This is a genomic window from Limnobacter sp. 130 (genome assembly GCF_902506325.1).
GTDB lineage: Bacteria > Pseudomonadota > Gammaproteobacteria > Burkholderiales > Burkholderiaceae_B > Limnobacter.
Genome location: NZ_LR732328.1, coordinates 1,192,811 through 1,214,482 on the forward strand (window position 1 = coordinate 1,192,811; position 21,672 = coordinate 1,214,482).

The window sequence follows — 21,672 nt, forward strand, 5'->3', positions numbered from 1 at the left end:
CTCGTTGTTCAATTTAAGCGCTTTTGCTGGACGACGCCAGAATACTCATCACCGCCATGCGCACCGCAATCCCGAAAGTCACCTGATTCAAGATCACGCTTTGGGGACCATCGGCGACCGCAGAATCAATTTCAACCCCGCGGTTCATGGGGCCTGGGTGCATAACAATTGCATCGGGTTTGGCATGGCGCAACTTCTCTTCGGTCAAACCAAAATGCTTGAAATATTCTTGGGCAGAAGGAATCAGCGCGCCTGTCATGCGCTCTTTCTGCAAGCGCAGCATAATGATGACATCGCAATCCCTGATGCCTTCCACCAGGTCGTGGCATACACGCACACCCATGTTGTCCAGGTGGTTTGGCAGCAAGGTGCTGGGGCCTACTGCGCGCACTTCCGGACAACCCAGCGTGGTCAATGCGTGAATATCTGAACGTGCCACCCGACTGTGCAAAATATCGCCAACAATCGCGACACGCAATTTGGTGAAATCTTTTTTGTAGTGGCGAATGGTGTACATGTCGAGCAGCGCTTGCGTGGGGTGGGCATGCCGACCATCGCCTGCGTTGATCACATGAATGGTGCCGCCACTGGTGCGGTTCAAGTGCTGGGCCATGAAGGTTGGCGCGCCGCTTTCCGAGTGGCGCATCACAAACATGTCAGCCGACATGGCTGCCAGGTTGTCGATGGTGTCGATCAGCGATTCACCCTTGCTGGTCGACGACGAACCAATGTTCAAGTTCACCACATCGGCGGACAAACGCTTGGCCGCAATCTCGAACGTGGTACGGGTTCGGGTGGAATTCTCAAAGAACACATTGAACACCGATTTACCGCGCAGCAAAGGGACTTGTTTCACTTCGCGATCGGTCACCGACAAAAATGACTCTGCCGTGTCCAGAATGCGATGGATCATCGCCTTGGGCAGCCCTTCAATACTCAACAGGTGAATCAGTTCACCCGCGGCGTTCAGTTGAGGGTTATTCAATTTGGTTTTACCTCCAGCTCCAGGCGGAAAGCACCTTGATCATCTTGGGTCAATACAAACGCTTCATTTGGTTTTAAGGGCAAGTGCTTGCCCACGTACTGTGCATCAATCGGCAACTCTCGGCCACCACGATCCAGCAACACGGCCAGCTCAATTTTTGCGGGGCGACCAAAATCGAACAGGTGATTCACAATGGCACGCGTGGTTCGACCGGTGTACAGCACATCGTCCACCAACAAAATGGTGCGTCCCTGTACGTCAAATGGAACCTCTGCAGGTTTGGGCGTCTCTTTTAACCCACGCTCGGAAAAGTCGTCGCGGTAAAAAGCGCTGTCCAGAAATCCGCAAGGCAAGCTGAAGTTCAAGTCTTTGTGCAAGCGCTCAGCGATCCATGCGCCACCACTGTGAACGCCGATCAAACCCAATTCGGAACAGTCAGGAAAGGCTTTCTCAATTTGATCTCGCAATCGGGCATACAGGGCTTCGGGGTTGGGCAGGCTCATCGTCCCTCCAGAAAAAATTGTTCCAGAATCAGGCAGGCACTGCCCATGTCGACTCGGCCCTTGTTCTCGCGGGCGGCCTTGCCTCCCATGCAGCTTTCCATGATCGCACTGGTGTAACGCTCGTCCACCATGGCACACGGCAGGGCAAAACGCCCCTCAAGTTGACGGGCAAAGCGTTCGCATCGAGTGGTTAATTCGTTGCTGGCACCGTCAGGCTGGCGTGGTACTCCCACCACCAAACCTTCTGGCTGCCATTCTTTGATCAAACTTTCAATTTTGCCAAATCGTTGATCGTCGTTTTGAGCCTCGACCACCGCCACACCGCTGGCCGTTTTGGTCAGCGAATTACCGAATGCGACACCAATTCGTTTTAATCCAAAATCAAAAGCCAGGTATTGGGTAGGCTTGGGTGTTTGCATCTTGTTACGCATGCCCCGCGGAACCGCTCATCAAGGCGGGGTCGATGCCCAGCATGGCGTAAGCGCTGGCGAATCGTTCTTCCAAAGGCGTGTCGAATAATATTTCGTGATTGGCCGAGACGGTCAGCCATGCATTCTGGGCAAGCTCTTCTTCAAGTTGCCCCTCGCCCCAACCCGCATAGCCCAGGGTGATCAGCCATTTGCCGGGCGCTTCGCCGCGGGCCACGGCTTCAAGAATATCGCGCGAGGTGGTCAGGGAAATTTCGTCGTTCACCTTCAGGGAGGAGTTCCAGTTCAAAGGCTCGGTGTGCAGCACAAAACCGCGCTCGGCGGCAACGGGCCCGCCCATCATGACCGGGTAATGCGTAGGCAAGTAGCCTTCAATGTCCACATTGATTTTCTCGAGCAAACCTTCAATGGGCAGGTCGGTTGGTCGGTTAATGACCAAACCCATGGCACCCTTGCCAGAGTGCTCACACAAATACACCACGGACCCCGCAAAACTGGGGTCGAGCATATTCGGCATGGCGATCAACAACTGACCAGACAAGCTAAATTCAGTGGGTGTAGAAATTTCGGTCTCGCTCATGCCAAAATTGTAATGCCTTTTAACTGTGCAAAAGTGGGTAGGCGTTCCTCTACCCTCCTTAAAGCGCACAGACCAACCCAATTTAAGTTGTTCCCCATGGCTGCATCACTTCTCGAGAACCACCCTTTATCTACCCAACCCAAGCCAGGCGAGTACGCCAAAGGTCTTGTTTGGTTCCGACGCGACTTGCGTACCCACGACAACGCCGCGCTGTTCTACGCTCTGAAGCACTGCAAACAGGTGCATTGCGTATTTGTTTTCGACAAAACCATTCTGGATGCACTAAGCAACAAAGCCGATCGCCGGGTTGAGTTCATTTGGGAAAGCTGCATGGCCTTGAAGAAAAAGCTTCAGGACTTTGGCGGCGACCTGCACCTGGTGCACGACCACGCCGAGAAAACGATTCCTGAACTGGCTTTGAAACTGGGTGTGCAAGCCGTGTTCACCAACAAAGACTATGAACCGGCTGCCATTGACCGAGACATTACGGTGGGCAAAACCTTACAGGGCAAGGGTATTGAACTGTTCCGCTTTAAAGACCAGGCCATTTTTGAAGAGGACGAAGTTTTGACCCAGGCCGGTAAGTTTTTTAGTGTGTTTACGCCATTCAAAAACGCCTGCCTGAAAAAACTGGATGCATTCCACCTAACCCCCTACCCCAGCGAGGCGCACATTGATTCTTTGGCGGCCGACAAGAACCTGCCGTCCCCCAGCCTGGAAGACATGGGATTCACGCGCACCAATTTGCTGGACATGATCAAACCCGGCGAAGAAGGTGCACTCGATGCATTTGAGGATTTTCTGGAACGCATCGACAAATACAAGGACAAAAGAGACTTCCCTGCGGTGAAAGGGGTGAGCTACCTGAGTGTGCACAACCGCTTTGGCACCATTTCCATTCGCAGGCTGGCCAAGGCGGCCTACGACAGGTTCAAATTCGATGGCAGCGAAGGCGCAATGGGTTGGTTGAACGAGTTGATTTGGCGCGACTTCTACTTCCAGATCATTTACCACCGCCCCGATGCTGCCGAAAAAGCCTTCAAGCCTGAATACGACCAAATTCGCTGGGATGATGACGAGAAGGCAAAACGCCTTTTCAAGGCCTGGTGTGAAGGCAAGACAGGCTACCCCCTGGTCGACGCAGCGCAACGCCAATTGAACCAAACCGGCTTCCAGCACAACCGGCTACGCATGGTCACCGCCAGCTTTTTGACCAAAGACCTTGGGATTGACTGGCGCTGGGGCGAGCGTTATTTCGCTGAGCAATTGAACGACTTTGACTTGTCCGCCAACAATGGTGGCTGGCAATGGGCTGCCAGCACAGGCTGCGATGCGCAACCCTACTTCCGCATATTCAACCCCCACAGTCAGTCTGAAAAATTTGACGCCGACGGCAAATTCATTCGCAAGTACTGCCCCGAACTGAGCAAGCTTTCCAACAAGTACATTCACAACCCCGCTGAATGCCCGCCGTTCGAGCTGCAAATGGCAGGGGTTGTGCTGGGCGAAACCTACCCAAGGCCTGTGGTGGAACATGATGTGGCGAGGAAAAAAACGCTTGAGCGATATGCGGTGGTGAAAAAACAGAAAGAGTGAAATCGGTTTTTGTCCGAACTTATGATGGTCAGTGCAAGTGCCTTCACCCATAATCAGCGGTGAAATTTCAAGCACACAAACGGATTCAATCAACAAGAAGGAGACAAAACAGTGAACGCTTACACCACCGTATTGCTTTACGCCGGATGGATTTTAGTTCTGGCGTTGTTCTATGCCCTGCCGCGAGTGCCCCAAGCCTTGCTGGGCCAAAAGCGTATTGACAGCTGGGAGCGTGGCAAAGAACCAATCGACCCGATGTTCTTGCAGCGAGCAAAATCTGCCCACCTGAATTGCCTGGAAAACTTCCCGGTGTTTGCAGGCGTTGTGGCGATGGCGGGGCTAATGGGTGAAATTGAAGCGATCAGCGCGATTGCCGTATTTGTTCTGTACGCCCGCATCGCGCAAAGCATTTCACATCTTCTTGGCACTTCATTTATTTTGGTAATGCTACGCGCTACCTTCTTCTTGATTCAGGTGTTCATCACCTTGTACATGGTGTACTTGTTGGTCTGCTAAGCAACACCCCACAAATAAAAAAACCGCCTTGGGTGCAAACCCGGGCGGTTTTTTATGGCAACCCGATATCAAATCTTATTTGATTGCAGAAAACGCCTTGTCAATCGCCACCTTGGTGGCCTCAATCACTGAATCGTCGTGCGTCACGGACACAAACCCAGCCTCGTAAGCCGACGGCGCCAGGTAAACCCCGGCGTCCAGCATAGCGTGAAAAAACTTGTTGAAGCGATCCCGATTCGACGCACTCACTTCCGCAAAACTGGTGGGTACTTTTTCGCTGAAATAAATGCCGAACATGCCGCCAATGCTGTCTGCACAGAAGGTTTCGCCATGCGCATACGCCACCTGGTTAAAGGCCTCCACCAATTTGCGGGTTTGAGTTTCCAGCTTTTCGTAAAAGCCTTCCTGCTTAAGCAGGCACATGGTGGTTAAACCTGCGGCCACCGCAACCGGGTTGCCACTCAAAGTACCCGCTTGGTAAACAGGTCCCAACGGCGCAATACAGGCCATGATGTCTTTGCGACCACCGAATGCACCCATGGGCATGCCGCCACCAATAATTTTGCCCAGCGTGGTCAAATCAGGCGTGATGCCGTACACGCCCTGCACACCTTGCGGCCCCACGCGGAAACCAGTCATCACCTCGTCAAATATCAGCACGGCTCCATGCTGGGTGCACAAGTCGCGCAAAGTATTCAAAAACTCGCGCGTGGGCTTGATCAAATTCATATTACCCGCTACCGGCTCTACGATGACACAGGCAATGCTGCTGCCGCTGGCCTTGAACAACGCGTGCAACTGCTCCACATTGTTGTAGTCCAGCACGCGCGTGTGTTTGGCAAAATCTTCAGGCACACCGGCCGAGGTGGGGTTGCCAAAAGTCAACAAACCAGAACCCGCCTTCACCAACAAGCTGTCGGCATGGCCGTGGTAACAGCCTTCGAATTTCACAATGGTGTCGCGGCCTGTAAAGCCACGGGCCAATCGAATGGCACTCATGGTGGCTTCGGTACCGGAACTGACCAGGCGCACCTGCTCCAGCGAAGGCAACATCTCGCACAGCGTTTCAGCCATCACAATTTCGCCCTCGGTGGGCGCGCCAAAGCTGAGACCACCCACGGCGGCTTCTTGCACAGCCTTGATTACGTCCGGGTGGGCGTGGCCCAATACAGCGGGGCCCCAAGAACCAATGTAATCAATGTAGCGTTTGTCATCTGCGTCCCACACATAAGGGCCATTCGCACGCTTGAAGAATCGGGGTGTACCACCAACAGAACGGAAAGCACGCACGGGTGAATTCACACCGCCGGGAATTGTTTTTTGTGCGCGTTCAAACAGCACTTCGTTTTGGCTCACTTCTTGACCACTCATTGTTGAAACTCCAAATTATTAATACTGCGTTTCCACTGCATCCACCCACTGCTGCGCCACACTGCAAACCTGCGCCGCATCCGGCTTCACGCCAAACAAACCATTCACCACCGCCACCGCATGGGCACCGGCTTTCATCAACTCGGGCACATGCGCCAGTGTTATTCCACCAATGGCCACTGTGGGCACCCCCAAGTCGCGGGCCTTTGACAACAACTCGAGTTCAGCCCGCACCGCATTGGGCTTGGTGCCGCTGGGGTACATGGCACCAAAGGCCACGTAGCTTGCGCCATTGCGCACAGCTTGTTCTGCCAGTTCAAACTGATTGTAGCAAGAAGCACCCACCACCCATTTGGCCCCAAGGCGGCTTCGCGCCTGCGCGATGGCTTCGTCGGTTTTGCCCAAATGCACACCCACCAGCGCGCCTCCGTCAAATTTTGAAAACTCGCCAGAGGGCACATCATTCAAAATCAGCGCCGCATCGTACTTCTCGCACAGGGAGTTCAGTTGCCCGACAAACTCAATCAACTCTGCTTGGTCCCAATTTTTTTGTCTGCACTGAAACAAGCGCACGCCACCCTCCAGCGCAGCAGCCACACAATCCACAATTGCATCGGGGGTCCAGATGGCGGAGCGTTCAGGGGTAATTGCATACACCCCTCGAATAAGCTCATTGGTGAGCTCACTCATCTTCATCCTCTCCCAAATGCTGCATCAGGTGCATGCGGTCAGGAATTAACTGCCCTTGACCCACGGCGAACCCGTAACTCAAGGCCTGCCAGGTGTATTCCAGCGCCAATTCAACTGCCTCCTGCACACTTAAACCCTGCCCAAGGCCCACGGCGCAAGCACTGGCCAATGTACAGCCAGAACCATGGTATTGCCCGGGAAGGCGCTCACAGGGAAATTCAACAAGCTGCTTGCCTGCCACATACAATCGGTTGACCACGTCGCCTGAGTCCAGGTGCTCGCCTTTCAACAGCACCGCCTTGCAACCCATTTGCAGCAGGCGTTCAGCCGCCTCGTCAATATTTTTAGCCCCGGTGAAGGCCTGGGCCTCGGGCCAATTCGGAGTTAACAGATCAACCACCGGGAATAGCTCGTTTCTGTAACGATCAAACAAGTCCTGTCCGCCAAAAGCATCTCCACGCCCGGAAGCCCGCACGGGGTCAACCACCAGTGGCACATGGGGCCATAAGGCTTTGGCCTTCAACACCGCGGCCACAGCCGCCGAACTGCCCAACACACCGGTTTTGAGGGCACTTGGCGCGACACCGTCCTCAAGCAAGACGTTAAACTGGGCATCGATCCAGTCGGCCGAACATGGCTCGAAGCGCTGAACACCCACGGTATTCTGGGCGGTCAAGCCGGTAAGGATGGTCAAAGGATGTGCGCCAAGCGCCGAAACTGTCAGGGCATCAGCTTGCAAACCCGCGCCAGCAGTGGGATCCGATGCTGAAAAGGTCAGCACCAAGGGTACGGTCAGTGTCATTCAAAACCCAAAAAAAACCGACAACCTTTGTAGTCGGCTGCCAAACTCAGTATTATCCACCCGTTGCAATTTTTTTTCTGGAAGTAGCTCAGAATGAATACTTGGATTTGTTTGATTTGCGGTTGGGTATACGATGAAGCCGCTGGCGTGCCCGATGAAGGCATTGCTCCTGGCACCAAATGGGAAGATGTTCCACCAAACTGGGTTTGCCCGGAATGCGGTGCCCGCAAAGAAGATTTCGAGATGACTCAAATCTAAAAACCAAAAAACCATGGATCAATGACCGAACAACCAGCCGACCCTGCCAAAGCGTTTGAAGACCACGCCCCAACGCCGGTCAGGCCCAAGTTTGTTCGGCAACTGGGTCAGTTTTCTGCGGGCTTGCTGGTCGCAGCTTTGGTCTTATTGGTGGCCGGTTTGTTTGCCAAAAGCCAATCGGACAACATTCGCAATACCCAACTGACCCAAATCAACCTGGTGGAAGGCCGCGTTCAACAAGAATTGCTGGCGCTCAATGGCCCGGGCAGTGAAACCGTGCAACCTCAGGGTTTAAAAGCCCTGCTGGGAATTGGCCAACAGGTCAGCCAGCAAAACAAAGGGATCCAGTGGTTCGGTGGCCTGCACAGCCAAACCTTGCAGGTGTTGTTAACGCAAAGTATTGAAGCACTCTCGCGCCCGGTCGCAGGCATTGATTCAAACCTGGACACGCAGCGCCAACTGGAAATCCAGTTGCGCCTTGACACCCTGCCCAAACTCGCACAACTCAAATCGCACATTGCCCAAGCCACCAACGGCTATCTGGTCTTGGTATTCGGCTTGACCACATTGTTGGCAGCGATCGGCGTTGCTTTGGGTATTCAATGGAACACCCACCGAAAAACCCTGGCCCTAAGCCGCAGGGTGCAAATGTTAAGCCGGGCACTGCACAGCCAACAAGAAAACGACCAGAAGCGGGAAGGTGCGCATGCAGCTTTGGAAGGCGTATTAAAAGCACTCAACAGCAACCAGCAACTGGAACACCGTGGCACGCTGATGCAAATTGGGCAGCAGCTGGAGGAATTGAATCAAAGTGGACGTGCCGTGTTGCAGTTCGCCAAATCATTCCACCAGTTGTCTACCCAAGGTACACAGGTGGTGAAATCCACCCTCAACAGTGAGCAACGCAACGCCAAGGCCGAAAACCACATGGAAATCATGCAAACCCAGCTGGAAGGTTTGCGCTCCGACATTCGAAGTGCGGCACAGGGTTTGCGCAAGGCTGGCGAGGTAAGCCGACAACTTTTAGGCCGGCTTGACGCATCGCAAATGGAATTGACCCTGACAGAACCGGAAAACAGCCGGCAATTGCAGCAATTGGTGGAGCAAAGCCAGCAGGCCCTGAAAGAATCCATTGAAGGTTTGGTGCTGGCCAGCCAGAAAATCAATATGGGCCAACATGAATCGAACAAGTTGGCCGAGTACATGGCCGTGAATCAAACCGCTTGGTCCAACTTGCTCAGCCAGGTTGAACAGGTTGCTGAATCTGCGTCGCAAGAATCTGAAAGTGCCTTGCGCCTGGCCAAACGGCTGATGGAGAAAAGCCAACAGACCGCGCTGGCTTCACCGGGCAATCAAGCCGCCAAGGCACCACCGCAACTGCTGCCCTGACCCGCCGTGCAACCGTAGCAATGGTCGCCCACCACCACTTCGATGGAATCCAGTGCAGTTTGAGTTAAATCAGCCAAAGTCAGCGCCCGGCCTTGCGAATCACGCACAGGCCAACCCAACTGTTGATTGAAGTCGCAATCGTACAGCGTGCCCTCGTAGTCGATCGACACCAAACTGCGGCACATGACCGCGTCCAGATTGCTTTCCCGGTAGGCGCCTTTCAGCGTATTCATGTACGTTTCAAACGTACCTTTGCTGATCAAGGTGCTGCCAAAACGGGCAATCGGCATGTTGGTAATGGTCACCAAACCGGTGAAGCGAATACCAAACTTCTCAAACAAAACTGCCTTGTAATCAGCTTCCAGCGCCTCTTGCGGGGGTGGCAAGGCAGGACCTTGCGGGTTGAACACCAGTGTCAAGCGCAGCCTGTCGCCATAGCCCAAGGCGTTCAGCTTTTGCAAGCCCGCAATACTGGCATCAAATACGCCCTTGCCGCGCTGCTTGTCTACGTTGTCCTCGAGGTAACACGGCAATGAAGCGAAGATTTCAACTTCGTTGTCGGCCAAAAACTGGGCAAGGTCTTCATAACCCGGTTCGCTCAAAATGGTCAGGTTGCAGCGATCAATCACATGCACACCCGCCTTGCGGGCCGCAACCACCAGGCGCTTGAAGCGCGGGTTCATTTCGGGTGCGCCACCGGTTAAATCAAGCTTTTTCACCCAACCCTGATTCATCAGGGTAATCAGCTGATCAATTTGCTCGTCCTGCATCAACTCGGTGCGATTGGGGCCTGCATTCACATGGCAGTGGGTACAACTTTGATTGCACAGGTAACCCAAATTGACCTGAATGGTTTCCAGGTTCAAGCGCTTTACGCTAGGGAAGGTGGTACTTTTCAACAAATGAACTACTGAGTGCATGTAGGCTCCGGTTTCTGTGCGCCGCGCGGTTATTTCGTTTTCAGATAATGAGAGAATCAATGCTCGGAAGCAAGATTGATGCAGTTTATTTATCGCGTTAATCGATAGTAACAAACTTACATAAGCTCATTCGCTCAAGCCATGATTCAAGTTACAGTCAACGGTGAAAATCGTGAATTACCGAGCAACAGCACGGTTGCCCACTTGGTGGAAAGCCTCCAGTTAACCGGTAAACGCATTGCTGTAGAACTCAACGGCGAAATTGTGCCCAAAAGCCAGCACGCCACCACAACCCTCAGCCAAGGGGCCAGTCTGGAAATTGTGGTCGCAGTGGGCGGCGGCTAAACCATCAGGAGCAGTACCCAACATGCAAAACACCAAGGACACATGGAAAGTAGGTCACCGTGAGTTCACCAGCCGTTTGCTGGTGGGCACTGGCAAATACGCCAGCATGGAAGAAACCCGCGAGGCCATCACTGAAAGTGGCTCCGAAATTGTAACTGTGGCCATACGCCGTACCAACATTGGCCAAAACGCCGGCGAAGCCAGCCTGCTCGACTACATTTCACCCAGCCAATTCACCTACCTGCCCAACTCCGCGGGTTGCTACACGGCCAAAGACGCAGTGCGTACCCTGCGACTTGGCCGCGAATTGCTCGACGGCCACAACCTGTGCAAGCTCGAAGTGCTGGGCGACCCCACCAACCTGTACCCCGACATGGAAGAAACATTGGTGGCCGCCAAAGAACTGGTGGCCGATGGTTTCGACGTGATGGTGTATTGCTCCGACGACCCCATTTACGCCCGCAAGCTTGAAGATGTGGGCTGTTTGGCCATTATGCCGCTGGCGTCCCTGATCGGCTCAGGCATGGGCATTTTGAACCCGTGGAACATCAACCTGATTCTGGAAAAAGCGCAAGTGCCGGTGATCGTGGACGCTGGCGTGGGCACCGCTTCCGATGCAGCCATTGCCATGGAACTGGGTTGCGCCGGTGTACTCATGAACACCGCCATTGCCAAGGCCCAAAACCCGGTACAAATGGCGCGCGCCATGCGTTTGGCTACACAGGCCGGTCGCGAGGCCTTTCTTGCAGGTAGAATGCCGAAAAAGTTTTACACAGCCAGCCCTTCTTCCCCAGTGGAAGGCGTTATTTCATCCAGCTCAAAATGACAGACCAAACCCCCGACATTCCGTTTCGCGACCAGCACATTAAAAGTTTTGTGAAACGTCGGGGGCATATTTCACGCGCCCAAGAACGTGCGGTGGAAGATGGCATGCCCAAATGGGGCATCGCCTACAGCGCACAGACTCAAATTGATTTCAGCAAACAATGGGGCACCACCGGCCAGCCCAATTGGCTGGAAATTGGTTTTGGCATGGGCGAAACCACTGCCAAAATAGCCAAGGCACATCCCCATGTGAACTACCTGGGCGTAGAAATTTACACCGCCGGCGTGGGTTCGCTGATCAAGAAAATCGAAGAAGACGGCATTGAAAACATTCGCATCATTTCACACGATGTGGTCGATGTGTTGCGTGACATGATTCCCGACGCCAGCCTGGACAAAGTTCTGCTGTACTTCCCCGACCCCTGGCGCAAAGCCCGCCACCACAAACGGCGTCTGATTCAGCCTGAGTTTGTCGCCAAGCTTGCAAAGAAAATGAAACCAGGTGGTGTTTTGCACTGCGCCACCGACTGGGAAAACTACGCCCACCACATGCACGATGTACTCAGTGTGGCACCCCACTGGAAAAATATGGCTGATGCGCCATTCGCACCACGCCCCGACGACAGGCCACTGACCAAGTTCGAAAATCGAGGTCTGAAATTGGGTCATGGCGTTTGGGACCTCCTGTACCAGGTACGCTGAAGCACAAACAGACCTCCCCTCTTGCGGTATGCCTTGCCGAGCCTGAATTTGCTTTAATCAGGCTCAACCTCGCAAATTCTATACGGCATGCTTTCATCGCAAAAAAACGGACTGGTGCGTGCATTCATCTCCAACAGCGCCGTCATATCGCTCAATTCACGCACGCTATTGGTTTGCGTCACCGCCTTGTTGGCCCTGTCGCTCTGCATTTACGCCATTTTGAACAATCAGTTCAGCGCACAGCATGCTGAACACATTGACCAATTACTCACGGCCAAAGCGCAAGCCATCGACCACAGCGACCACACAGGGCACGACCACGCCCTGGCCATGACACCGGTCTATTACCACTCCGGCAATCTTGAAGGTGCGCAGGGTACGTCGCATTGGCCCAAAGGCTGCGAATTGGTGCCCACACTACCCGGGTCTGAAATTCGTCGTTTTCAATGCGGAAATGGCATCCGTCTGCATGCCCTTCAGGCCATGCTTCCGCCTGAACACGCGGCAGGCCAGGTCATCACCTTGTGGGCAACACACATTCCCAATGCCTCATTGTTGAACATGCAGCTGGAGGATCTCCTTGGTCTCGCCGCCCTGATGCTGGTCATCAGCACTTTGTGCAGTCGCTGGATCAGTCAATCCATTACCCAACCTTTGGGCGAAATTACCGCCAGTGCGCAACTGATGGCCGACGGTAACTACGATTGGCGGCTTTCCGAGAGCTCAATTGGCGAAATCAACCAACTGGCGTTCACATTCAACCACATGGCCAAAAGCCTGCAAGAACGCGACAAAGTCATTCGGCGAACCGCGTACAAAGACCAGCTGACTGGACTGGACAACCGCGCGTATTTGACGCTCGCATTAAGGGAACGAACACAAAGCGCCCGCGAGCCATTGAGTATTGTGATTTGGGGCATCGACAACCTGGACAATATCAATGAAGTGCTGGGACATGATGTTGCCGACAAAGTGTTAATCAAAGTGGCACGCAAGGCCAGTCGCATTTGTCAGGAAAACCTGGTGATTGCACGGCTTGAAGGCAATATTTTCTGCATGTTGTTGCCGCGAGAGCTACTTGAAAACATGTTGAAAAAGCACACACTGAAACGCATGCTTCACGGTTCACTGCGGGTGCAAGACTACCAGCTGGATATTCAAAGCCACGCTGGCCTTGCCCATTACCCCGAGCACGGCCAATGCCCCGAGACACTGATGCGCAGGGCAGAAATCGCCCGCCAACTGGCCAAGAAAACACGCCAAACCAGCATTGTGTTCGAAGCCCGGCTTGAACAACGCTCAGCCAACCGCCTTGAGCTGATTGCCCAACTGCGCAGGGCCATCACCGACGACGAGTTTTGTCTGTACTTTCAGCCCAAGCTAAACCTTCGAACCAACAGCATCAATCAGGCGGAGGTGTTGTTGCGCTGGAATCACCCTACCCACGGTTTGATTGCGCCAGGCGCCTTTATCGAACTTGCAGAGCAAACAGGCATGATTCGCGAGATTACCCGCCTGGTCCTCAAACAAACCTACGCCATCATCAATCTGTGCGCGAATCAAAACATCAGGCTGTCGGTGAACCTGTCCGCCATGGATCTGGAAGACTTCAGCCTGATTGATTTCATGCAACACATGCACAGCAAGCAACCCGACGCCTCACGCCATATTGTGCTGGAAATCACCGAAAGCGCTGCGATGCGAGACCCCGAGCAAGCGCTGGACATACTGAATCAACTGGCCGCCATGCATTTTCAGATCGCGGTGGACGACTTTGGCACGGGCTACTCCTCCCTGGCTTATTTGAAACGCTTTCCGGTGACTGAACTTAAAATTGATCGCTCCCTGGTACAGGGCGCAGACATTGATACCGATGGACAAATCATTCTTGAATCAACCATTGAAATGGGACACATCATGGGTCTGCTGGTGACGACCGAAGGCGTAGAGACACAAGCCGAATACGAACTGGTCAAAAAACTGGGGGCCGACTATGTTCAAGGCTTCTGGTTGTCCAAACCCATGTCATTTGACGAATTCAAATTGAAACACCTGATTGGCAATCACGATCAAATGGTTCATCAACTCTAAACGCTTCAAATAGCACCTCAAATCTGGCTGTATTTGACCCGAGCGCGCTCTGCTTCGATATGATGTTGACATGACAATTCACACACCCAAAGCATCACCGTGAAAATGAAACAGTTCGACGTCGCCATCATCGGCAGTGGTTTAGCAGGACTCACCACAGCCCTGCAATTGGCTGACAAGCTCAAAGTGGCCATTATCTGCAAACGCTCTGTGTCTGACTCTGCCAGCCGCTGGGCACAGGGTGGCATTGCCGCTGTACGCGACCCCGCAGACAGCGTTGCCGAGCACGTGCAAGACACGCTGGTGGCAGGTGGCGGCCTGTGTGAACGTGATGCAGTGCAATTCATTCTTGAAAATGCATCGAAATCCATCGACTGGCTGGTGGAACAGGGCGTGCCTTTTTCTCGTGAAGACGAAGAAGGCCCGAGTAACACCGAACCCAACGGCTTTCACCTGACACGCGAAGGTGGCCACAGCCGCCGGCGAATTCTGCATGTGGCCGATGCCACAGGCGATGCCGTACAAACCACGCTGGAAGCCAAGGCACGCAACCACCCGAACATTCAATTGTTTGAACACCACATGGTGATCGACCTGATCACCGGAGACCGATTGAGCGAGAAAAAAGCCGGCATTTTGGGTGCGTACATACTGGATGAGCAATCACAGCGCGTGCTCACCCTGACCTGCCCCTACATTGTGTTGGCCTGCGGTGGCGCGGGCAAGGTGTACAACTACACCACCAACCCCGACACAGCAACCGGCGACGGCATTGCCATGGCGTGGCGTGCTGGCTGCAGAATTTCCAACATGGAATTCATTCAGTTTCACCCCACCTGCCTGTACCACCCTTACGCCAAAAGCTTTTTGATCACCGAAGCAGTCCGTGGTGAGGGCGGCCTGTTGAAACTGCCCGACGGCACCCGTTTCATGCCTGAACACGATGAACGTGCCGAACTGGCACCGCGTGACGTAGTGGCCCGCGCCATCGACTTTGAAATGAAGAAACGCGGTCTGGATTGCGTGTACCTGGACATCAGCCACGAACCAGCCGACAAGCTGAAAAAGCACTTCCCGACCATTTACAAGCGCTGCCTTGAACTGGGCATCGACATCACCAAGCAAGGCATTCCTGTGGTGCCCGCAGCGCATTACACCTGTGGTGGCGTGGTCACCGACCACAACGCCCGCACCGACATTCCCGGCCTGTACGCCGTGGGCGAAACCGCCTACACCGGCCTGCACGGTGCCAACCGCCTGGCCAGCAACAGCTTGCTGGAATGTGTGGTGTTGGGGCAAGCCGCCGCCAACCACATTTTGACCAAACCCCACCGCGAAACCATGGGCTTGCCCGACTGGGACGAAAGCCGGGTGACCGACCCCGACGAAGAGGTGGTGATTTCCCACAATTGGGCAGAACTGCGCCAAACCATGTGGAACTACGTGGGTATTGTGAGAACCGACAAACGCCTGGAGCGCGCGCAGCACCGCATTCAGTTGCTTCGCGAGGAAATTCTCGAGTTTTACAGCAATTTCCGGGTCAGCCGGGATTTGCTGGAACTGCGCAACCTGGTGGACGTGGCCGACCTGATTGTGACCAGCGCACTAAGCCGAAAGGAAAGCCGTGGTTTGCACTTCAGTGCCGATTATCCAGGCACATTGCCAAAAGCATTCCCCACGGTGTTGCAGCGACCCAAGAAGAAGTGAGCGCGGCAGCGACTGCTTGTCGCTTGCCGGGCGGCCGGTTTGGATCAACCGGCTCTTAATCCAGAACCCGCAACGAGTAATCCACCGCCGTCACGTCTTTCGTCAGCGATCCAATCGAAATGCGATCAACGCCTGTTTCTGCAATTGCGCGCACCGTGTGCTCATTCACTCCGCCCGAGGCTTCCAGAACAGCCCTACCCTTGTTCAATTCAACCGCCACGCGCATGGCTTCAAGGCCAAAGTTGTCCAGTAGCACCGACTTGGCACCAGCCTGCAAAGCCTCTTCAAGCTGCACCAAACTTTCCACTTCAATTTGCACACTTACATGCGGCGCACCCAGCGCGTCGGCACTCGCCAACACCTGTGAAATACCACCCGCTGCTGCAATGTGGTTTTCCTTGATCAAAATGCCATCGTACAAAGCCAAGCGCTGATTCAAACCACCACCCACACGCACTGCATACTTCTGCGCCAAGCGCATGCCTGGCAGGGTTTTACGGGTGTCCAGAATGGACGCGTTGGTGCCCTCAATCAAATGTACAAAATGGCGGGTGCGGGTGGCCACGGCAGAAAGCAGCTGCAAATAATTCATCGCAGAACGCTCGGCCGTCAACAAAGGGCGGGCATGCGCATCAATTTCACACACCACCGTGCCAGCTTGCACCTCGTGCCCCTCTGGAACCTGCCAGCGCACCAAAGAATCCGGGCACAGCGCATTGAACACGCCATTGAACCAGTCTTGGCCACACACCACAGCCTTGTCGCGGCACAGCAGTTGCGCTTTGCAACGCTTTCCTTCGGGCACCAGCAAACCAGTCCAATCGGTGTTGCCCATGTCCTCGGCGATGGCATCGTGTACATTTTTCAACAACGCCAGTTCAAGCGCGGGTCCAAAAGATTGAAACAATTCCGAACGACTCATGCTGGCCCCACTCCCTTGTGCGCCTGCTCAAGGCGGCCTTGGCCACGTGGCCCCGAAATACCATGTGTTTTGGCAAAATCCAGCATTCGGTCAATGCAACGGTAAGCTTGCTTGCCCAGTGCCAGATCCACCTGCACCTCGCCCACACCACTATCAAACCCGGTTTTCAACACATCGCGCAGATTCTGCAAACCATTCATGGCCATCCACGGGCAGTGGGCGCAACTTTTACAGGTGGCTGAGTTGCCAGCTGTGGGCGCTTCGATCAAATGTTTACCTGGCGCAAACTGTCGCATTTTATGAAGAATGCCGTTGTCAGTGGCAACAATGTAAGTGTTCACACCCGGGGTTTGAGTGGCCTTGATCAGTTGCGTGGTGGAACCCACCACATCGGCCAGCGCAACCACGTCGGCTGGTGACTCTGGGTGCACCAACACCATGGCTTCGGGGTGCTGGGCCTTCAACAGTTTCAGTTCCTCCGCCTTGAATTCGTCGTGTACAAGGCACGAGCCCTGCCACAGCAACATGTCTGCCCCGGTCTGTTTTTGAATGTAATGGCCCAAATGCCGATCGGGTGCCCAAATCAGCTTTTGACCCTGCGCATGCAAGTGCCCAACAATGTCCAAAGCAATACTTGAGGTGACCATCCAGTCTGCGCGCGCTTTCACGGCTGCACTGGTGTTGGCGTACACCACCACCGTGCGATCGGGGTGCTGATCGCAAAAAGCATTGAACTCCTCTGAGGGACACCCCAGGTCGAGTGAGCATGTCGCATCCAGATCAGGCATGAATACCCGCTTCTCGGGATTCAAAATTTTGCTGGTTTCACCCATAAAACGCACACCAGCCACCACCAGGTTCTGCTGCTTGCTCTCGCGTCCAAAACGCGCCATTTCCAGCGAATCGGACACACAACCGCCGGTTTCTTCGGCCAAATCCTGCAGTTCAGCGTCCACGTAATAATGCGCAACCAGCACGGCATCGCGCGCTTTGAGCAAAGCCTTGATTTCCGCTTTCAGTGCAACCCTTTCTTCAGGCCCGGGCTGCTGGGGCACGCGGGCCCACGCTTGGGAGGGTTTACAACTTGTGGCAGGGCTGGCCTGGGATGGCAAATCGAACTCAACAGGCTTGATGTCTACTTGATTCACGGAACGCTCGGTTGGTGACAAGGAAAGTCCATATTTTACTCCCTTGGCCCTCGAAAATCCTGTGAACCCAGAACGAAGGGCGATCTGAACTTTTAGGTAACCCCCGTCACTCAAAGGGAGCATTTTGATTAATGCGACAACGCTCGTCGCCCAACTGCCCGATCCCCGTTGTCTTTTCTAGCCCTCATCAATATTCCTGGAGCACTCTTCATGTTGAAGCAATCCCTAAAATCGTTATCCATTCTGGCTGCCTTGCTGTCCATGCACTCCGTTGCATCTGCCACCTGTCAAGGCAACGACTGTCAAGTTGAAATCGACGCCAACATTGACTTTGACAGCAGCTATTATTTGAGCGAAAACCACAACGGCATTTTCATTCAAAGCAACATCGGCACCAACGCTGCAATCGTTGACCTGCAAAACGTGGTCATGCGCGACAACGGCAATATCACAGGCTCCGCGCAAGCAGTGGGCAACAACATTGCCATTTCTCTCAGCGCCTCCTCGACCGTGCCTGTTCGTCACGTCTCACAGAGCAATTACGGCGATCAACTGGCCTCCGTCAATGTGGCCCAGCGCAGCACCTCCAAAACTGGCGAAGTACTGATCGAAGCCGTTTCAATTGGCAACAACTTCAGCCTGAACCTGGACAATGCCAGCCTGGCTGAATTGTCAGTGGCCCAGTGCAACGTGAGCGACAACGTGGCTGTGGCCGAATACCGTTGGGACCCCACCCGCCTGACCGCTTCTGCTACAGCAGTAGGCAACAACATTTCAATTGGCAGTGCACGTCCTTAATTGAACTTTTTTCCCCCAAGCGACAACCTACAGCCAAAGGTCGCTTGGGGTGAATTCCTACCCAAAGCCCCCTCAAGAAACCAAGGAACCATTCGAATGAAATTACTCAAAATCTGTATTGCCACGCTGGCCTTCAGCTTTGGCGGCGCATTCGCCCAAACCTTTGAAGGCAACGTCAGCTCATTCGAAACACCCTATGGCATGCGCAGCGTAACCGACATTGACTCCCCCGCAGGCACCCGCCGCGACGCCAATTTCAACCGCACCCAAGTTGACTCTCCAGGCTGGGGATTCGCATCCACCGCCATTGGCAACCTGATCAATGTGCAAACCGAAGGCAACAACAACACCGTTGTCATTAATGCGACCCAAATCAACAACGGCTCTCAAAACGCCACGATTGACGGCGGTTTCTGAGAACCCACGTCACGCACTGATACTGAATAAACAAAGGCCCACTATGTTCTGCTACCCGCTTCCAAAATTTGCATTTATTTCGGTGCTTGCTGCATCGGCCAGTGCATGCACAACACTACCCTCCTTCAGTGAAGCGGAGTATGTCAGCCCCTTCGACGGCGCAAGCGTGGTGGAAAACACAACCCGCTACAGTCCCGCGCTTGAATGCCTCAAGCCGATGGTGGGCGGGCGCGGCCCCAATTCAAAACGATTCGCGGTTGGCCGGGTCAGCGACTTCACGGGCAAGGAAGATTTGGTCAACGGCAAGCGCATCACACAGGGCGCTGCCTTGATGGTCATTTCCGCTTTGGCAAAAACCGGGGTTCCAATCGTTGAGCGATTCGACACCACCATCGCCGACATGGAACTGAAGTACGCCGACAACAAGTTGATTACAGACAACCCTGACAGCAAAGCACACCGGCAAATTTTTTCAGGCACCCTGCCGGGTTCGGACTATCACATTGTGGGTGGCATCACAGAAGTGAACTACAACATTCGCAGCGGAAGCATTGAATCGTCCATTCGCTTCATTGGTGCCGCAGCCCGCTACTTTGTCATGAACGTGGCGGTCGACCTGCGCGTCGTGAATACAAAAACGCTTGAAGTTGTGAACATACAAAGTCTTCAGAAACAAATTATCGGCACAGAATTAAATGGCGGCTATTTCCGACTATTCAGTGATGGTTTGGTCGACATCAATTCAGCCGAGCGCACCCAAGAACCCATTCAAAAAGGTGTTCGCATGGTGATTGAACACGCGGTATTCAATATGCTGACCGAGATGAATAATTTGTCGGCGCAAAGTTGTGCGCGGCTAAGTACCGCTGAATCAACTGCCAAATCAACTGCCAAATCAACTGCCAAATCACCCACTCAATCACGTGCGAACAACCCAATCGTACTTACCCCGCCACCGGCAGAAACATCATCAAAACAAGACCCCAACATTGTGATCGACCCATACACCGGGGAAATCATTCGCGAAGCGAGCAATCGCAACACCGCGGGCTCATCGCAAAGTGAAGTGACTGAATTGAAAGGCTTGTTTGGCAATGGCAACAACGCGGCAACCGCGCCACAAGAATCAACAAGCAACACCACCCGCGAAATGCAGGAAAAACTGCTGTGGGGCAATCGCCCACAAATTCGATAGACAAACACACACCCAACAAAAAAGCCTCAGCATGTGCTGAGGCTTTTTTGTTGCCGGCTTGGCGATCAGGCTGATTCGTCGGTTTGTTCTTCTTCGCGAATCGGTGAGGCCAAAATCTTGTCGATTCGCTTTTGGTCCATGTCCACCACTTCAAAACGCCAACCGTCCCAATCAACAGTGTCGCCGGTGGCAGGCAAACGCCCAGTCAACAGCATCACCATGCCACTCAAGGTGTGGTAGCGCCCCTTCTCTTCTTCCGGAACGCTCTTGATATTCAAGGTGTCTTTCAATTCCAAAATGGCAATTGCGCCGTCCAGCAACCACGAGCCATCGTCTCGCAACACCGCCCACGAGTCTTCCTTGTTGTGCGGGGTAAATTCACCAGTCAGGGCTTCCATCAAATCGTGCAAGGTCACAATGCCTTCAAGTTCGCCGTACTCGTCAATCACAAAGGCAATGTCCATGTTGTTGCTGCGGAACTGGGTCAACAGCTCCATACCCGTCAAGGTTTCAGGAACAAACACACATTGCTGCAAGTTGGTGGAGAAGTCAGGCATTTTGCCCTGTGCAGCATAAGCCAGCGCCTGCTTGGCATGAATGACACCAATCAGGTTGTCCAGGCTGCCATCCACCACGGGGAAGCGCGAGTACTCCGACTCAATGACTCGCTTCAGGTTCTCTTCCTGGGGCAGGCGAATGTCGAGGTACAGCACATCGGAACGGGGAATCATGAGTGAACCCAGCTGCCGGTCATCCAGACGGAATACGTTGCGCAGCATGGTGTGTTCGCTGCTTTCAATCACGCCAGAAACAGAGCCCTCATCGAGCATGGCATGAATTTCTTCCTCGGTGACGCCGTTGTCTGTGTTTTCCTTGACACCCATAATGCGCAGCAAACCACGGGTAGAAAAAGACAAAAACATCACGAAGGGGCGCGTGGCAATCGCCAGAATTTGCATGGGTCTTGCAACCAGGCGGGCAATCACCTCGGGGCTGATCTGCCCCAAACGCTTGGGCACCAGTTCGCCAACCACAATGGAAACATACGTCACGCCCACCACCACAATGGCTGTGGAAACAACATCGGTCAGCGCCACTTCCAACCCGAAAGTTTGCAGCCAAAGGGCAAGTGGCTTGGCCAATACGGCCTCGCCCACAATACCGCTCAACACGCCGATCGATGTAATGCCAATTTGAACGGTGGACAAAAATTTCGTGGGATCTTCAGACAACTTGAGCGCAACCGCAGCAGATTTGTCGCCTTCTGCTGCCAATTTCACCAAACGCGCCTTTCTGGCTGTCACCAGTGCGATCTCGGACATGGCAAACAAACCATTGGTCACGATCAAACCCAGCAGAATCAGTACTTCCATGAGGAATCTCCTTGACCCATAGGCGAAGCAAGGGCGGCAAACGCAAGGCTTGATCGAGCATTTTTAGGCTGGAAGGACTTGGAGAACTGGTGCGCTACATGCGCTTTGAAA

23 protein-coding genes are annotated in these 21,672 nt (G+C 53.9%); 12 read left to right on the forward strand and 11 right to left on the reverse strand.

Annotation, left to right across the window (positions count from 1 at the left end; genetic code table 11):
- Positions 1-13 precede the first annotated feature (13 nt).
- From FRIGORI9N_RS05645 to FRIGORI9N_RS05660, 4 genes are read right to left on the reverse strand one after another with little or no spacing between them, the layout of a single operon-like run.
- Entirely contained in the window at positions 14-985 is a 972-nt protein-coding gene (locus FRIGORI9N_RS05645) for an aspartate carbamoyltransferase catalytic subunit (RefSeq protein ID WP_159568859.1), read from the reverse strand.
- Complete coding sequence (gene pyrR / locus FRIGORI9N_RS05650; RefSeq protein ID WP_159568860.1) at positions 982-1,488, reverse strand: bifunctional pyr operon transcriptional regulator/uracil phosphoribosyltransferase PyrR; 507 nt, start codon at positions 1,486-1,488, stop codon at positions 982-984. Before pyrR ends, FRIGORI9N_RS05645 begins: the two co-directional genes overlap by 4 nt.
- Positions 1,485-1,919 carry a Holliday junction resolvase RuvX gene (gene ruvX / locus FRIGORI9N_RS05655; protein WP_159568861.1) on the reverse strand — a complete coding sequence of 145 codons (435 nt, stop codon included), beginning with the start codon at positions 1,917-1,919 and terminating at the stop codon, positions 1,485-1,487. Before ruvX ends, pyrR begins: the two co-directional genes overlap by 4 nt.
- Positions 1,912-2,496: a YqgE/AlgH family protein gene (locus tag FRIGORI9N_RS05660; protein WP_159568862.1), complete on the reverse strand. Its 585-nt coding sequence runs from the start codon at positions 2,494-2,496 to the stop codon at positions 1,912-1,914. The genes ruvX and FRIGORI9N_RS05660 overlap by 8 nt, the downstream gene beginning before the upstream one ends.
- 96 nt (positions 2,497-2,592) lie before the next feature.
- Between FRIGORI9N_RS05660 and FRIGORI9N_RS05665 the strand changes: the two genes are divergently transcribed.
- Positions 2,593-4,092: a deoxyribodipyrimidine photo-lyase gene (locus tag FRIGORI9N_RS05665; protein WP_159568863.1), complete on the forward strand. Its 1,500-nt coding sequence runs from the start codon at positions 2,593-2,595 to the stop codon at positions 4,090-4,092.
- A gap of 111 nt (positions 4,093-4,203) precedes the next feature.
- Entirely contained in the window at positions 4,204-4,608 is a 405-nt protein-coding gene (locus tag FRIGORI9N_RS05670; protein WP_159568864.1) for an MAPEG family protein, read from the forward strand.
- A 75-nt stretch (positions 4,609-4,683) separates the two neighbouring features.
- On the opposite strand, the gene hemL is transcribed toward FRIGORI9N_RS05670, so the two are convergent.
- From hemL to FRIGORI9N_RS05685, 3 genes are read right to left on the reverse strand one after another with little or no spacing between them, the layout of a single operon-like run.
- Positions 4,684-5,979: a glutamate-1-semialdehyde 2,1-aminomutase gene (gene hemL / locus FRIGORI9N_RS05675; RefSeq protein WP_159568865.1), complete on the reverse strand. Its 1,296-nt coding sequence runs from the start codon at positions 5,977-5,979 to the stop codon at positions 4,684-4,686.
- Positions 5,980-5,997: 18 nt separating this feature from the next.
- The gene (gene thiE / locus FRIGORI9N_RS05680; RefSeq protein ID WP_159568866.1) at positions 5,998-6,669 is read right to left on the reverse strand and encodes a thiamine phosphate synthase; all 672 of its coding nucleotides are present in this window, start codon (positions 6,667-6,669) and stop codon (positions 5,998-6,000) included.
- Entirely contained in the window at positions 6,662-7,471 is an 810-nt protein-coding gene (locus FRIGORI9N_RS05685) for a hydroxymethylpyrimidine/phosphomethylpyrimidine kinase (protein ID WP_159568867.1), read from the reverse strand. The genes thiE and FRIGORI9N_RS05685 overlap by 8 nt, the downstream gene beginning before the upstream one ends.
- 93 nt (positions 7,472-7,564) lie before the next feature.
- On the opposite strand from FRIGORI9N_RS05685, the gene FRIGORI9N_RS05690 reads away from it, so the two are divergent.
- Entirely contained in the window at positions 7,565-7,729 is a 165-nt protein-coding gene (locus tag FRIGORI9N_RS05690; RefSeq protein WP_008249735.1) for a rubredoxin, read from the forward strand.
- Between the two features lie 21 nt (positions 7,730-7,750).
- Complete coding sequence (locus tag FRIGORI9N_RS05695; protein ID WP_159568868.1) at positions 7,751-9,118, forward strand: hypothetical protein; 1,368 nt, start codon at positions 7,751-7,753, stop codon at positions 9,116-9,118.
- On the opposite strand, the gene arsS is transcribed toward FRIGORI9N_RS05695, so the two are convergent.
- A complete protein-coding gene (gene arsS / locus FRIGORI9N_RS05700; RefSeq protein WP_159568869.1) occupies positions 9,082-10,038 on the reverse strand; it encodes an arsenosugar biosynthesis radical SAM (seleno)protein ArsS in 957 nt (318 codons plus the stop codon). The two genes, FRIGORI9N_RS05695 and arsS, sit on opposite strands and share 37 nt — an antisense overlap.
- A gap of 144 nt (positions 10,039-10,182) precedes the next feature.
- On the opposite strand from arsS, the gene thiS reads away from it, so the two are divergent.
- From thiS to nadB, 5 genes are all read left to right on the forward strand, one after another.
- Positions 10,183-10,383, forward strand: coding sequence for a sulfur carrier protein ThiS (gene thiS, locus FRIGORI9N_RS05705; RefSeq protein ID WP_201301448.1), 201 nt, complete (start codon positions 10,183-10,185; stop codon positions 10,381-10,383).
- Positions 10,384-10,405: 22 nt separating this feature from the next.
- On the forward strand, positions 10,406-11,209 hold the full coding sequence (locus tag FRIGORI9N_RS05710; protein ID WP_159568871.1) for a thiazole synthase: 804 nt from the start codon (positions 10,406-10,408) through the stop codon (positions 11,207-11,209).
- Positions 11,206-11,910, forward strand: a complete 705-nt coding sequence (gene trmB, locus FRIGORI9N_RS05715) for a tRNA (guanosine(46)-N7)-methyltransferase TrmB (RefSeq protein ID WP_159568872.1) — start codon at positions 11,206-11,208, stop codon at positions 11,908-11,910. The genes FRIGORI9N_RS05710 and trmB overlap by 4 nt, the downstream gene beginning before the upstream one ends.
- Before the next feature lie 87 nt (positions 11,911-11,997).
- Complete coding sequence (locus tag FRIGORI9N_RS05720) at positions 11,998-14,001, forward strand: bifunctional diguanylate cyclase/phosphodiesterase (RefSeq protein ID WP_159568873.1); 2,004 nt, start codon at positions 11,998-12,000, stop codon at positions 13,999-14,001.
- Positions 14,002-14,106: 105 nt separating this feature from the next.
- Positions 14,107-15,708: an L-aspartate oxidase gene (gene nadB / locus FRIGORI9N_RS05725; protein ID WP_159568874.1), complete on the forward strand. Its 1,602-nt coding sequence runs from the start codon at positions 14,107-14,109 to the stop codon at positions 15,706-15,708.
- Between the two features lie 55 nt (positions 15,709-15,763).
- Here nadB and nadC read toward each other — a convergent pair whose 3' ends face one another.
- Together nadC and nadA are read right to left on the reverse strand one after the other, a co-directional pair.
- On the reverse strand, positions 15,764-16,630 hold the full coding sequence (gene nadC, locus FRIGORI9N_RS05730) for a carboxylating nicotinate-nucleotide diphosphorylase (protein WP_159568875.1): 867 nt from the start codon (positions 16,628-16,630) through the stop codon (positions 15,764-15,766).
- On the reverse strand, positions 16,627-17,778 hold the full coding sequence (gene nadA, locus FRIGORI9N_RS05735) for a quinolinate synthase NadA (protein ID WP_371717149.1): 1,152 nt from the start codon (positions 17,776-17,778) through the stop codon (positions 16,627-16,629). Before nadA ends, nadC begins: the two co-directional genes overlap by 4 nt.
- Positions 17,779-17,988: 210 nt before the next feature.
- Between nadA and FRIGORI9N_RS05740 the strand changes: the two genes are divergently transcribed.
- The 3 genes from FRIGORI9N_RS05740 (at position 17,989) to FRIGORI9N_RS05750 (ending at position 20,188) form a co-directional block, all read left to right on the forward strand.
- The gene (locus tag FRIGORI9N_RS05740) at positions 17,989-18,576 is read left to right on the forward strand and encodes a hypothetical protein (protein WP_159568876.1); all 588 of its coding nucleotides are present in this window, start codon (positions 17,989-17,991) and stop codon (positions 18,574-18,576) included.
- A gap of 96 nt (positions 18,577-18,672) precedes the next feature.
- A complete protein-coding gene (locus FRIGORI9N_RS05745) occupies positions 18,673-18,993 on the forward strand; it encodes a hypothetical protein (protein ID WP_159568877.1) in 321 nt (106 codons plus the stop codon).
- Between the two features lie 82 nt (positions 18,994-19,075).
- Entirely contained in the window at positions 19,076-20,188 is a 1,113-nt protein-coding gene (locus FRIGORI9N_RS05750) for a CsgG/HfaB family protein (protein WP_159568878.1), read from the forward strand.
- A 65-nt stretch (positions 20,189-20,253) separates the two neighbouring features.
- Here FRIGORI9N_RS05750 and FRIGORI9N_RS05755 read toward each other — a convergent pair whose 3' ends face one another.
- Entirely contained in the window at positions 20,254-21,561 is a 1,308-nt protein-coding gene (locus FRIGORI9N_RS05755; RefSeq protein WP_159568879.1) for a hemolysin family protein, read from the reverse strand.
- Positions 21,562-21,672 lie beyond the last annotated feature (111 nt).